Genomic DNA, 12,484 nt, shown 5'->3' with positions numbered 1-12,484 from the left:
CGGCGCCGCTTGCGGCGTCGGCACCTGGTGGTCTGTACGTCTTCACGCATGCTTGCTTCCCGTCATCTTTCGTCTGCTGCCGCGGGCCTTTTCTTCCTGCTCGCCGGATCGGCGGCGCTTGCGCAAGCGAGCACCGCCGCCCCGCTGGGCATGGCCGAGGCCGTGCGCCTGGCCGCCACCTCGCACCCGACCGTGCGCAACGCCGTCGGCCAGGCGCTGCAGGCGGGCGAGGGCATTGCGGCCGCGCGCTCGGGCTACTACCCGCAGGTCAGCGCCGGCGTCAGCGCACGCACGGGCAACCGCCAGCTGCAGGCCGACGGTCGCCGCCAGGTGCACCAGGCCTCGCTGTCGGTGACCCAGCTGCTGTACGACTTCGGCAAGGTGTCGAGTGCCGTGAGCGAGGCCGAAGCCTCGGCCACGGCCGCGCGCGCCAAGCTGCTGGTGGCGGTCGACGACGTGGTGCGTGACACCGCGCAAGCGTGGATCGAAGTGCATCGCCAGCAGGCGCTCGGCGAGATCGCGCAGGCCCAGGTGAAGGGCGTGCAGTCGCTGGCCGGCCTCGTGGGCGAGCGCCAGGCCAAGGGCGCCACCAGCCAGTCCGACGTGGCACAGGCGCAGTCGCGCCTGGAAGCCGCGCGCGCCCAGCAACTCAACACCGTGTCGCAGGCCGAGCGCTGGCGCCTGAACCTCATGCACCTGACCCAGGGCCGCGCGCCGGCCGGCATCGCCGGCGAAGCGTCCGCGCCGCTCGCGAGCGCCTGCGCCGCGCTGCCGCAGACGGCCTTGCCCGCGCCGGCCGTGCAGATGGCGCAGGCCGAACGCGACATGGCGCAGGCCGCGCTGCGCGGTGCCGATGCGCAGCTGCTGCCCACGTTGTCGCTCAACGCCGCCGTCAACCGGGGGCTCGAATCGGGCGCGCGGCCCGCCGGCCAGTCCGCCAACGAAAGCACGTTCACCGTCAACTTCACCGCGCCACTGTATGAAGGCGGGCGCAGCCAGGCCCGCCAGCGCGCCGCCGCGCACGCCGTCGAGGCGGCCGAGGCCGCGCTGGGCTATGCAGAACTCAGCGTGCGCCAGCGCCTCGAAGACGCGCGCGTGCAGTCGCAGGGCCACGCGCTGCGCCTGCCCGTGCTCGCCGCGCGCGTGCACAGCACGCAGCGCACGCGCGACCTGTACCGCGAGCAGTACCTGCAGCTGGGCACGCGCTCGTTGCTCGACCTGCTCAATGCCGAGCAGGAGTTCCACGGCGCGCGCTTCGAGCAGGCCGAGAGCGCGCACGAGGTGCAGCGTCTCGCGGTCGAGTGCCTGTACCAGTCGGGCCGCCTGCGCGAGGCCTTCGGGCTGGTCGATGCGGGCGAGCTCGTCGCCGGAGGCCAGCCATGACCGCCACCACCGTGCCCGAACTGTCCGCCGCGCGCGGCCCCGAGCTGCTCGCCGGCTGGGTCGATGCCGTGCTGGCCGTGGCCGCCCACTACCACCTCGACACCTCGCGCGAGCGCATCCGCGGCGCCGCCGCGTGGAGCGACCACGAAGACATCGGTGAGCGCGTGCGCCAGATGGCCCGGCAGGCCGGGCTCACCGTGCGCCAGGTCGCGCCGCGCCTGGACACCCTGAGCCCCTGGCGCCTGCCCGTGGTGCTGCAGCTGCGCGACGGGCAGGTGGCCGTGGTCACCGCCATCTCGGCGCAGGGCCTGCGCGTGATGCTCGGTGGCGACCAGGGCGCGGAAACCGTCTGCACCGTGGACGAGCTGCAACCCGCCCTCGAAGCCATGGCCGTGCTGCGGCCCGCGCAATCGGCGCCCGACTCGCGCGTGGACGCCTACATCCGCCCGGTGGAGCCGCACTGGCTGCGCCAGATCGTGCTGGCCGACTGGCGGCCCTACGCCCACATCCTCGTCGCGTCGCTGGCCTACAACCTCATGGCGCTGGCCGGCACGCTGTTCTCCATGCAGGTGTACGACCGCGTCGTGCCCGCGCAGTCGCTGCCCACGCTGCATGTGCTGTTCGGCGGCGTGCTGCTGTCGATCGCGTTCAGCTGGGTCATGCGCGGTGCGCGCATGCGCATCACCGACGTGGTGGGCAAGCGCGCCGACCTGCGCATTTCGGACCGCGTGTTCGGCCACGCGCTGCGCGTGCGCGGCTCGGCACGCCCGCGCGCCACCGGCACCTTCATCTCGCAGCTGCGCGAGCTGGAGCCCGTGCGCGAAATGCTCACGTCGACCACGGTGGCGGCCGTGGCCGACCTGCCGTTCTTCTTCGTGTTCTGCGTGCTGTTCTGGTTCATTGCCGGCTGGCTCGTGCTCGTGCCGCTGGCCGCGTGCGTGCTGCTGATCGTGCCCAGCCTGCTGGCGCAACCGCGCCTGCGCGCGCTGGCCCAGACGGGCATGCGCGAGTCGTCGCTGCGCAACGCCATGCTGGTCGAGGCCGTGCAGGGCATCGACGACATCAAGGGGCTGCAGGCCGAGCCGCGCTTCCAGAACCAGTGGAACCACTACAACGCCGTCAACGCCGACTCGGGCCTGCAACTGCGCGCGCTGCTCAACACCCTGAGCAACTGGACGCAGACCGTGCAGGGCGCCGCCTTCGCCTTCGTCGTGTTCTTCGGTGCGCCGCTCGTCATGGACGGCCACATGAGCACCGGCGTGCTCGTGGCCGCATCGATCTTGTCGACCCGCATGCTCGCGCCGCTGGCCGGCGTGACGCAGGTGCTCAACCGCTGGCAGCAGGCCAAGGTGGCCGGCGAAGCGCTCGACCAGCTCATGAAGCTCCCGGTCGACCACCCGCCCCACGAGACCCGCGTGCACCGGTCGGCCGTGCAGGGCGACTACACGCTGCGCGACGCCGTCTTCAGCCACGACGGCCAGACCACCGCGCTGCACGTGAAGGCGCTGCACATCGGCGCCGGCGAACGCATTGCCGTGCTCGGGCGCAACGGCGCGGGCAAGTCGACGCTGCTGCAGGCGCTGTCGGGCCTCATCGAGCCGCGCGCGGGCAGCGTGCTGCTCGACGGCGTGTCGATGGCCCACATCGACCCCGCCGACGTGCGCCGCGACGTCGGCCTGCTCGCGCAGGACGCGCGCCTGTTCCACGGCACCCTGCGCGAGAACCTGCAGATGGGCACGCCCCACGCCACCGACGCCGAACTGGTGGCGGCCCTGCAGGCCACCGGCGCCTGGGCCTTCGTGCGCCGCCTGCCCACCGGGCTGGACCATCCGCTGCTCGAAGGCGGGCGCGGCCTTTCGGGCGGTCAGCGCCAGAGCCTGCTGCTCGCGCGGCTCCTGCTGCGCCGCCCCGGCGTGCTGCTGCTCGACGAGCCCACCGCCTCGCTCGACGAAGTGGCCGAGCGCGAAGTGATCGAACACCTGCGCGCGCTGCCCGCCGGCCGCACGCTGGTGCTGGCCACGCACCGCCCGGCCGTGCTCGAGGCGGTCGACCGCATCCTCGTGGTGGACGGCGGCGCCGTCGTGCTCGACGGCCCGCGCGAGCAGGTGATGGCGCGGCTGCGCCAGGGCGCAGTCGCCTCGCGCGAGGCCATGGCCTCCGCAGGCCGCAGCAAGGAGGGGCAGGCATGAACGCCGTGACATTGACCAAGGCGCAGGTGCAGGCCGCCGCGCAGGCACCGGCCGTATCCACCGCCACCGTGTGGGGCCCCGGCGGCGCCGACGACTTCGACGAAGCCCGCGCCAGCGGCTCCACGCGCGTCGTGTGGTTCATCGCGCTCTTTCTGCTCGCCTTCTTCGTGTGGGCCTGGGTCTTCGAGATCGACGAAGTGTCCAGCGGCATGGGCAAGGTGATCCCCAGCTCGCGCGAACAGCGCATCCAGTCGCTCGAAGGCGGCATCCTGGCCGAGCTGCGCGTGCACGAAGGCCAGATCGTCGAGAAGGGCCAGGTGCTCGCGCAGCTCGACCCCACGCGCGGCGAATCGAACGTGGAAGAAACCGCCGCGCGCTACCGCGCCGCCCTGGCCAGCAGCGTGCGCCTGCGCGCCGAGGTGCAAGGGCAGGGCAGCCTGCAGTTCCCCGCCGAGCTGAAGGCCTACGCCCAACTGGTCGATTCCGAAAGCGCGCTCTTCCGCTCACGCCAGGGCAGCCTGCGCGACACCGTGTCCGGCCTGGGCCAGGCGCTCGCGCTCGTGCGCAAGGAGCTCGACATCACCCGCTCGCTGCAGGTGAGCGGCGCGGCCAGCAACGTCGAGCTCATCCGGCTGCAACGCCAGGCCGCCGACCTGGAGCTGAAGATTGCCGAGGCGCGCGCCAACTACATGGTGCGCAGCCGCGAAGAACTGGCCAAGGCCGATGCCGAGGTGAAGTCGTTGTCGTCCGTGGTGCGCGGGCGCGCCGATTCGCTCGAGCGGCTCACCCTGAACTCGCCCGTGCGCGGCATCGTCAAGAGCTTGCAGGTCACGACCATCGGCGGCGTCGTGCCGCCCAACGGGTCGCTGCTGACGCTGGTGCCGCTCGACGACCAGCTGCTGGTCGAGGCGCGCATCTCGCCGCGCGACATCGCCTTCATGCGGCCCGGGCAGGAGGCGCAGATCAAGATCACCGCCTACGACTACGCCGTGTACGGCGGCCTCAAGGGCCGCGTGGTGACCATCGCGCCCGACACCCAGCGCGACGAGGTCAAGCCCGAGATCGTGTACTACCCCGTGCTCGTGCGCACCGACTCCGACGCACTCACCGACAAGGCCGGCCGCCGCATGCCCATCGTGCCCGGCATGGTGACCACCGCCGACATCCGCACCGGCCGCAAGACCGTGTGGGACTACCTGACCAAGCCGCTGAACAAGGCGCGCGAAGCCATGCGCGAGCGCTGACCCGCGCGCGCCCATCTCTCCCCGCAAACCCATCCGACACCCATCCGACCCAAGAGGACGCTAGCCATGAAAACCACCCCGCACGCATCCCCCGCCGCTGCCGCCTTCGTGCTCGCCGCCGCGCTGTTCGGCGCCGCCGCTCCTGCGGTGGCCCGCGACAACCCCGTGGACCCCGTGAGCAACCCCGACAAACTGGACTACCGCGACGTCGAGGCGCGCCGCCCCGACTTCAAGGAGCCCTTTCTGCGCGACGGCGTCGTGTCGCGGCCCGAGCGCTTTCGCGAGATCAAGCCCGGCCTCAACCAGGCCCAGGTGCTCGCCGTGCTCGGGCAGGCGCTGAAGCAGCAGCGCGGCGCGCTCGGCACCGAGTGGGACTACCACTTCAAGTTCCAGATGCCCCAGTCGGCCAACTACCTCGTGTGCCAGTACAAGGTCGTGTTCGACGACAGCCAGGCCGTGCGCAGCGCCGTGTGGCGCCGCCGCCAATGCCTGGACCTGCTGCCGCGCTGAGCCGCAACGTCGGCCCGCAGCCCATGCCCCGCGATTCCAAGCGCGCGCCCCGTCCCTATGAGGCCTTCGTGTACGGCAACTCCGCCGACGAGCCCACGCGGCTGGCCGAGCGCTGCCTGGAGGTGATCGAGGGCACGCTGAAAAGCGTCGACCGCGTCGTGGCCTGCCTGCGCGCGGCCGAACTGGAACACGGCATCGGCATCGCGGCCATGACGCGCGCACAGATCGCCGACGCCGCCGAATGGCACCGCGCCAAGCTGCAGGGCCTGCTGGCCGTGAAGCTGCAACTCACCAACCGCGGCGGCGACATCCATCTGGTGGACGACCTGCACCTGGTCGTGCGGCTCAAGTCGCGCCTCACCGCGCCCGGCGGCTTTCTGCCGGAGCTCTACCACCTCATGCCCCATGGTTGACGTGGACGACGCGGCCCTCGAGGTGGATGCGTTCCGCTGCATGGGGCTTGGTCTTCTTCCGGCGTTGAACGACGACGCCCGCACGGCCGCCCCGGGAGGCGCGCCGTGATCCGCCGCACCAAGCGCTTTCGCAAGAACCTCTACCGGTTGAGCGACGTGGCGCTGTGGCTGCTCCTTGCGCTCTTCCTTGCGCTGGCGGCCGACGCGCTGCCGGCGCGAGGCGTCAGCCAGGACCACCACGACAGCGAAGCCGAGCGCGCCACGCACGCGCACTAGCTAGCGGCCGGCCCCGAGCCGAGTCTTGCTTCGCCTTGTCTCGCCTCCGGTGAAGCAGAAAAACCGGGGCACCTCAGATATCTCGTCGATTCGAGAAATCGTCGACGAATTCTTTTCTCTTGCGCGGCTTCGCTTCTCTACAGTGAATGCCCCCGCGACAAGACGGCCCGCTGTAGCGGCCGACGAACCCCGTGAAAGGAAGCGCCTTCATCCCATGCATCCATTGATCGATTGACGAGCGAATGAACCGCCTTGCCTCACGGCGGGTGTCGATGCCTCTTTGTGAAGCGGCGACACGAATGTGAGGCACAAAAGGCGACGGCCAGGGTGCGTGAACACCCTGACCGTCTGACCAAGAGACGTGCAATACCTTAGAAGGAGCACAACAAATGGCTGATCGAATTATGGCCGGGCGTTCCACGCCCCAATCTCCCCGCCGCACACGCGGCGCGCCCCCTTCGTCCACCCCCACAGGCGAAGACCCCCTAGACCTCCTCGAAATCAAACTGGCCCAGCTGAACTCACTGCTGTGGTGCTGCTACGGCGACGGCAACGGGTGGTTCGAGGAAGCCGGGGAGAAACACCGGGATCACATGCTGTGGATTGCGGCGGATCTTGCGCGGGAGGCGGAGAGGTTGTTGGGGGAGAGTGGGAGGGGGTAGGGGAGTTGGGTGGCCGCCGCGTCTTTGTGACCGGCGGCGGCCTCATCTTCCTGACGTACTGAATGCGACGGATTTGAATATGTACTGAGTGTGCGGCTTTCGAATCGGGCCAAAGGAGTGCATCGCTTCAATCAACCCCCTTAGATATACAGCTGCATTGCAGCGGAATCGATGCTGGGCCAGTGGCCGGGCCGATAGGCGTGAACGTCTCGAAACTGGCGGACCTAGCTGTACTGTGTGCGGTAATTTTTTGAGATTTGGCGGCTTCGGTTCGCCCCGCATATCGCCCCATGAGATCTGCCAAGGTGCACGACTAGGTTGATGATTTCAAACGGCGCTTGCGGTTGAAACAGAGCTATTGACTCGCAGTCAAAGTCAACCCAAAAGTTGCCGCATGTAACATATCCTGCGACACTGGCGTCTTATTTATAGGGGACAAGATGGCAAGGACTCCCAAGCAGGCACCTGATCAGGAAGGTGAGATCTCCGTCTCAATGGTCAAGTTCACGATGAAGGGATCGGATGCAAGCCTGTTGATTGCCGCCGAAAATTGACCCGGTTAGAGCAGTAATTTCCGTCTAAGACTGACCCACGTAAAACCCTACCCTGCTCATTTTTAAAGCAGGGGATCCTAGGAGTGATAGACGTGGCGACATTGAGTGTCATCAGACGCTGGGCCCTGCGAGAGCAGATGTCCATCCGCGAGATAGCCAGGCGTACAGGCCTGTCTCGCAACACCGTAAAGAAGTACCTGCGAGCCGGCGAAGAAATGCCGCGCTACGCCAAGCGGACGAGCTCAAGCAAGCTCGATCCCTATGCCGAGAAACTCGCGACCTGGCTCGCGATCGAGGCAACCAAATCGCGGAAACAGCGGCGCAATCTGCGGCAGATCCACACACAAAAACAGTTCTGCGCAGCCTCAACCTAAAAAGGAGAACACCAAGCACTTATCCACACCGTGAAGCCTTCAGGCTCACAAAGCGAGTGGGTCAGTATTCAATGGAAATCTAGGGTCAGAGATCGGCGGAATCCAACACGTGAAGCATGAAATGCTAACTGTGCAGCAGGATCGCCCCGTGCAGCGTGTCAGACGCGATTGAACGACTCTTCCCGCCGCCCAAGGGACGGAGCCGTAGTTCACTGGCGGGAAAACAGGTCGGCGCGTAGGGCGGTCGCAGCACAGCAGCCGCAACGACAAGCATCTCTGCGCGGAGGTGTTTCGTTTTTTTGGACTTGTCGTAGCCCAACTACGCCTTGTTTAGCTTAGTTCGATTGGAAGGGGCGGGTGACGGGAAGGACGAAAGCGTGCTAGCCGAACTTCGTCTCGAATGTCTCTTCTGACATTAGCAGCAAGTAGATGGCCTCGAAAAATGAAACGATGGCCGGAATGAATGTCCAGAAAAACAGGAGATAAACGATGCCCCATCCTGTCCGGCCCAAATAGAACTTGTGAATACCGAACCCGCCAAGAAAGAGAGCACACATTGCGGCGGCAAACTTGCTCCTGCCAGCGCGGGTGGTAGGGCCAAGAAGGTTCGCGCCAGGCGCGGGCAGTTGGCGAACTCCGCACTTGGGGCAGATCTCAGCGCGAAGCTTGATGATCGAACCACACTCTGAACAAAATTTCTCGTCGCTTCCCTTAGCAATCGCCTGATTCATTTGGTCTTTCTATGAATGAAATATCTAGTTCGCCTCCTCCGAAGCGGAGGCAAGCATAGCAATTCACATCTGCTTGTGGGCAAAAGTTTTGCTTCTAAGGAAGTTCTGAAAAACGGGTCCGAGCTTTGCGGGATCTGAGAAAAGTGCGGACCGTTGAGCTCGTTCATCGAGCCCGAGTTCATGGCCGAGCGAGTGGAGAAGATGAAGGCCGGCATTCGGGCCAAGTTCGAGCACCCGTTGCGGGTAGTGAAGCAGCAGCTCCGGTCTACCAAAGCGCGCTATCGCGGGGTGAGCAAGAACACCGTGCAGAGCGTCACGCTGTTCGCGCTGGCGAATCTGTGAGCGGCGCACAGGTGATTGATACGGACCGGGATGGGTACCGTTAGCTGCGCTTGTATGGGGCTCGCCAAGCCCGCGCGACAAGGCTTGGCGCAGCACCTGAGTTGCACGCGGTGGCAGTAGAGGTGCAATTGCCGCAACGACACTTGTCAGTGCGTTGACGCACCTCGTTTTGTTCGCCTAGCCGTAGTCGGGCTACGACTAGGCGAACAAATCAAAATTCGTCGCTACCGAGAAGCTCACCTCTGCGGCATATCCTTAACCGAATACCCAAGGCTCACAGTCGCATCCTCCGGAATCCCAGGCATCGTCGCATTCCAAGCCTGCCACTGCGCCCGCATCGCCTCCAGCCGCTGCGGCTCCTTCTTCCCCAGGTTCGCGCGTTCGCGCTCATCGGCCGGGATGTTGAACAGGTACTCGTTGCCGTCGACCTTCAGGTACTTCCAGTCGCCGTCGCGCATCGCTTCCTGGCCGCGGTGGTTCATGCGCCAGTGCAGGGGGCGGCGGAAGGTGTGGGTGGCGTCTTTCAGCACGGGCATCAGCGACACGCCGTCGAGCGGGTACGCCGCGTCGCCCTTCACGCCGGCGGCGTCGAGCATGGTGGCCGACCAGTCCATGGTCATGCACAGCTGGGTGCTCTCGCCGCCCTTGGCAATCACCTTGGGCCAGTGCGCGATCCATGGCACGCGGATGCCGCCTTCGGTCAAATCCATCTTGCCGCCGACGAGCGGCCAGTTGTCCGAGAAGCGCTCGCCGCCGTTGTCGCTGGTGAACACGACGAGGGTGTTGTCGGCCATGCCGTGCTTTTCGAGCGCGGCCATGATCCAGCCGATGCCCTCGTCCATGTGATGGATCATGCGGCGGTACACATGAATGTTGCCGCCCGACAGGTCGAACAGGTTGTCCTTCACGAGCGGCGCCTTGTCGGCGTCGTCGCGGGTTTCCCACGGCCAGTGGGGGGCGGTGTAGTGCAGGCTCAGGAAGAAGGGCGCCTCTTGCGTGGCCATGCGCTCGACGTAGTCGACGGCGCGCTTGGAGAGCACGTCGGTCAGGTAGCCCTCGTCGTCCTTGTGCTCTTCTTCGCCGTACCAGAGGTCGTGGCGGCCGGCTGAATCGCAGTGGGTGAAGTAGTCGACACCGCCCGACATGGGGCCGAAGAACTCCTCATACCCCGAGCGCAGCGGGCCGAAGCTGGGCGGGTAGCCCAGGTGCCACTTGCCGATGAGCGCGGTCTTGTAGCCGCTGTCTTTCAGCAGCGACGGCAGGGTGGGGTGCTCGGTGGGCAGGCCCAGCGTGGTGCTGCCGCGGCTTCGGCTGTTGATGGGCTCTTCGGCCGCGCCGCGCAGGCGGTACTGGTAGCGCGCGGTGATCATCGCGAAGCGCGTGGGCGAGCACACGGGCGAGTTCGAGTAGCCCTGCGTGAGCTTCAAACCGTTGGCGGCCAGGCCGTCGAGCACGGGCGACACGCGGCCAAAAGGCGCCTCGCGGCCGCCGTAGCAGCCGAGGTCGGCATAGCCGAGGTCGTCGGCCACGATGAAGATGATGTTGGGGCGGGTGCTGCGTGTCGTCATAGGTCGGAAGATTTTTCGATCAGGGCTGGTATCCGGACTTTTGGACCACGGGCGCCCATTGCGCCTTGTAGGCCTTGAGCATCGCGGCGGTCTGCGCCTGGGTGCTCACCACCGGCGTCATGCCGGCGTCCTTGAACTTGCGTTGGGTGTCGGGGTCTTGCATCACGGCGTGGATGGTGGTGGCCAGGCGTTCGACTTTCTCCTTGGGCATGCTGGCCGGCGCGAAGAAGGTGTTCCAGCCGGTGGCGGCGAGGTCGAGGCCGGCTTCCTTGAAGGTCGGAATGGTGGGCGCGAAGGGCGAGCGCTTTTCGCCCGACAGCGCCAGGATGCGCAGCTTGCCGGCGGTGTGCTGGGGCAGCACGACGTCTTCGGTGTCGACGGCAATGGGCACCTGGCCGCCGATCAGGTCATTCAGCAGCGGGGCGGAGCCGCGGTAGCCGATCACCTGGGTCTGCACCTTGGCCTTCTCGCCCACCATGAGGCCGAAGAAGTGCGGCAGGCTGCCGGTGGCGGGCACGCCCACGTTGGCCTGCTGCGGGTTGGCGCGCATCCATGCGAGCAGATGGTTCAGCTCGCGCACGGGCAGGGTGGGCGACACGGCCAGCGCAAAGTCGTAGGCGTTGACGTGCGACACGGGCACGAAGTCGCGCTCGGCGTCGTAGCCGTTGTCCTTGAAGACGAGCGGCGCCACCACCATCACGGCGGGGTTGGCGAGCATCAGCACGTTCTGGTTGGCGGGCGTGGCCTTGGCTTGCTGCGCGGCCAGGCGGCCGCCCGCGCCGGGCTTGTTGTCGACGATCACGGGCACGCCGAGCTGGGCCGCGAGCTTGTCGCCCACGATGCGCGCCACGCGGTCGGTGGCGCCGCCGGGGGCGTAGCCGACGACGATGCGCAGCGGGCTGTCGAGTGCGGCTTGGGCGGCCTGCGCGCGTGCGAGCGTGGGGGCGGCGATGGCCGCCACGAGGCCGGCCATGGCCAGCACGGTGGCGAGGCGACGGCGGGCCGGGTTGAAGGAAGAAGCGAAAGCGGGGAGGGCGCGCGGGATCATGAAGGGTGTGTCCTTGTTGTCGATCGGTCGGTCAGTCGTTGGCCTGGAAGTTCACGGCCTTCATGATGCCGGCCCAGCGGGCAATGTCTTCGCGCATGGTCTTCACGAGCGCCTCGGGGCCGTCGGCCACGGGGTACATGCCGTTCTGCAGCAGCAGCTGGCGCACGTCGCGGCTGTTCACGGCGCGGATGATTTCGGTGCGCAGTTTCTCGGCGGTGGCGGGCGGCGTCTTCAGCGGCGCGTAGTAGGCGAACCACGCGGTGGCCACCACGTCCTTGTAGCCGCTCTCGACGAAGCTGGGCAGCTGCGGCATGAGCGGCGAGCGCTTGTCGCCGCTGGTGGCCAGCACCTTCACGCGGCCGGTGGGCAGCATCTGCTGCGCGCCGCCGATGGTGTCGAAGTACACGGGCACGGTGCCGCCCATCACGTCCTGGCGCGCGGGCGTGGAGCCGCGGTAGGGCACGTGCACCATCTTCAGGCCGGCCGCGCGGTTGAGCATTTCGCCCAGGAAGTGCGAGGGCGTGCCGGCGCCGTACGAGCCGAAGCTGACCTTGTCGCCTTGCGCCTTGGCCCAGGCGATGAACTCGGCCAGGGTGTTGGCGGGCACGTCCTTGTGCACGGTGAGCGCCAGCTCGAAGCGCGCGGCGTTCACCAGCGGCACGAAGTCCTTGATCGGGTCGTACGACAGGTTGCGGTAGGCGCTGGGGAACATGGTCATCATGCTCGCGGTGCCCAGAAGCAGGGTGTGGCCGTCGGGCGCTGCGGTCTTCACGGCGTCCACGGCAATGCGGCCGGCCGCGCCCGAGCGGTTGTCGATGATGAGCGGGCCGAGCGAATCGCGCACCTGGTGGGCAATGGCGCGGGTCAGCACGTCCTGCGTGCCGCCGGCGGGCACGCCGATGAGCACCTTGATCGGCTGGCCGGGGGTGAAGGCGGCGGGTTGCTGCTGCTGCGCGAACGCAAGCGGTGCGAAGGATGCAAGGGGCGCAAGGGCCAGCCCGCCAAGGGTGGTCAGGGTGCGGCGGCGGGTCGGGTCGGGAAGCTGGGGCATCGTCAATCTCTCCGGGGTCTCGTTCGGCGTTCGGCAGGGTCTGTGCGTGGCCGGGCGGGTGGCCGCGGCTGCGGACGATTCTGGAGACGCTACATTCGATTGATCAAATCAACCATCGCCCGGATTTACCCGGCCTTTC

At 67.3% G+C, this 12,484-nt stretch carries 10 protein-coding genes and 2 pseudogenes; 8 read left to right on the top strand and 4 right to left on the bottom strand.

Annotated features, from left to right (window positions below):
• Positions 1–48: 48 nt before the first annotated feature.
• The 7 genes and pseudogenes from AC57B8_RS05150 to AC57B8_RS05120 form a co-directional block, all read left to right on the top strand.
• Complete coding sequence (locus tag AC57B8_RS05150; protein ID WP_496478866.1) at positions 49–1,383, top strand: TolC family outer membrane protein; 1,335 nt, start codon at positions 49–51, stop codon at positions 1,381–1,383.
• Entirely contained in the window at positions 1,380–3,572 is a 2,193-nt protein-coding gene (locus tag AC57B8_RS05145; RefSeq protein WP_496478865.1) for a type I secretion system permease/ATPase, read from the top strand. Before AC57B8_RS05150 ends, AC57B8_RS05145 begins: the two co-directional genes overlap by 4 nt.
• Positions 3,569–4,816 carry a beta-barrel domain-containing protein gene (locus AC57B8_RS05140; protein WP_496478864.1) on the top strand — a complete coding sequence of 416 codons (1,248 nt, stop codon included), beginning with the start codon at positions 3,569–3,571 and terminating at the stop codon, positions 4,814–4,816. The genes AC57B8_RS05145 and AC57B8_RS05140 overlap by 4 nt, the downstream gene beginning before the upstream one ends.
• Before the next feature lie 66 nt (positions 4,817–4,882).
• Positions 4,883–5,326 carry an outer membrane protein assembly factor BamE domain-containing protein gene (bamE, locus tag AC57B8_RS05135; RefSeq protein WP_496478863.1) on the top strand — a complete coding sequence of 148 codons (444 nt, stop codon included), beginning with the start codon at positions 4,883–4,885 and terminating at the stop codon, positions 5,324–5,326.
• Positions 5,327–5,349: 23 nt separating this feature from the next.
• The gene (locus tag AC57B8_RS05130; RefSeq protein ID WP_143599085.1) at positions 5,350–5,739 is read left to right on the top strand and encodes a hypothetical protein; all 390 of its coding nucleotides are present in this window, start codon (positions 5,350–5,352) and stop codon (positions 5,737–5,739) included.
• 105 nt (positions 5,740–5,844) lie between these two features.
• Positions 5,845–6,015 carry a hypothetical protein gene (locus AC57B8_RS05125; RefSeq protein ID WP_157627413.1) on the top strand — a complete coding sequence of 57 codons (171 nt, stop codon included), beginning with the start codon at positions 5,845–5,847 and terminating at the stop codon, positions 6,013–6,015.
• A gap of 1,299 nt (positions 6,016–7,314) precedes the next feature.
• A pseudogene (locus AC57B8_RS05120) lies at positions 7,315–7,572 on the top strand (helix-turn-helix domain-containing protein); the annotation flags it as partial.
• 413 nt (positions 7,573–7,985) lie between these two features.
• Here the strand turns inward: AC57B8_RS05120 and AC57B8_RS05115 are convergent.
• The gene (locus AC57B8_RS05115; protein ID WP_495265976.1) at positions 7,986–8,336 is read right to left on the bottom strand and encodes an NINE protein; all 351 of its coding nucleotides are present in this window, start codon (positions 8,334–8,336) and stop codon (positions 7,986–7,988) included.
• 192 nt (positions 8,337–8,528) lie between these two features.
• Here AC57B8_RS05115 and AC57B8_RS05110 point away from each other — a divergent pair.
• Positions 8,529–8,678 (top strand): annotated as a pseudogene (locus tag AC57B8_RS05110) (IS5/IS1182 family transposase); the annotation flags it as partial.
• Between the two features lie 236 nt (positions 8,679–8,914).
• Here the strand turns inward: AC57B8_RS05110 and AC57B8_RS05105 are convergent.
• The 3 genes from AC57B8_RS05105 to AC57B8_RS05095 form a co-directional block, all read right to left on the bottom strand.
• Positions 8,915–10,246 carry a sulfatase family protein gene (locus tag AC57B8_RS05105; protein ID WP_070063176.1) on the bottom strand — a complete coding sequence of 444 codons (1,332 nt, stop codon included), beginning with the start codon at positions 10,244–10,246 and terminating at the stop codon, positions 8,915–8,917.
• 19 nt (positions 10,247–10,265) lie between these two features.
• Positions 10,266–11,219, bottom strand: a complete 954-nt coding sequence (locus AC57B8_RS05100) for a Bug family tripartite tricarboxylate transporter substrate binding protein (RefSeq protein ID WP_095949153.1) — start codon at positions 11,217–11,219, stop codon at positions 10,266–10,268.
• Positions 11,220–11,325: 106 nt separating this feature from the next.
• Complete coding sequence (locus AC57B8_RS05095) at positions 11,326–12,345, bottom strand: Bug family tripartite tricarboxylate transporter substrate binding protein (RefSeq protein WP_496478862.1); 1,020 nt, start codon at positions 12,343–12,345, stop codon at positions 11,326–11,328.
• Positions 12,346–12,484 lie beyond the last annotated feature (139 nt).

This window comes from Variovorax sp. BGA-UO-ETr-C22 (assembly GCF_059567965.1).
The sequence above is the reverse complement of the archived record's forward strand: the minus strand, read 5'-3'. Positions and strand labels throughout refer to the sequence as shown.

Bases quoted from the DNA above. Each gene is read 5' to 3' on its own strand.
- AC57B8_RS05150 (WP_496478866.1), top strand. From the start codon at position 49: ATGCTTGCTTCCCGTCATCTTTCGTCTGCTGCCGCGGGCCTTTTCTTC.
- AC57B8_RS05145 (WP_496478865.1), top strand. From the start codon at position 1,380: ATGACCGCCACCACCGTGCCCGAACTGTCCGCCGCGCGCGGCCCCGAG.
- AC57B8_RS05140 (WP_496478864.1), top strand. From the start codon at position 3,569: ATGAACGCCGTGACATTGACCAAGGCGCAGGTGCAGGCCGCCGCGCAG.
- bamE (WP_496478863.1), top strand. From the start codon at position 4,883: ATGAAAACCACCCCGCACGCATCCCCCGCCGCTGCCGCCTTCGTGCTC.
- AC57B8_RS05130 (WP_143599085.1), top strand. From the start codon at position 5,350: ATGCCCCGCGATTCCAAGCGCGCGCCCCGTCCCTATGAGGCCTTCGTG.
- AC57B8_RS05115 (WP_495265976.1), bottom strand. From the start codon at position 8,336: ATGAATCAGGCGATTGCTAAGGGAAGCGACGAGAAATTTTGTTCAGAG.
- AC57B8_RS05105 (WP_070063176.1), bottom strand. From the start codon at position 10,246: ATGACGACACGCAGCACCCGCCCCAACATCATCTTCATCGTGGCCGAC.
- AC57B8_RS05100 (WP_095949153.1), bottom strand. From the start codon at position 11,219: ATGGCCGGCCTCGTGGCGGCCATCGCCGCCCCCACGCTCGCACGCGCG.
- AC57B8_RS05095 (WP_496478862.1), bottom strand. From the start codon at position 12,345: ATGCCCCAGCTTCCCGACCCGACCCGCCGCCGCACCCTGACCACCCTT.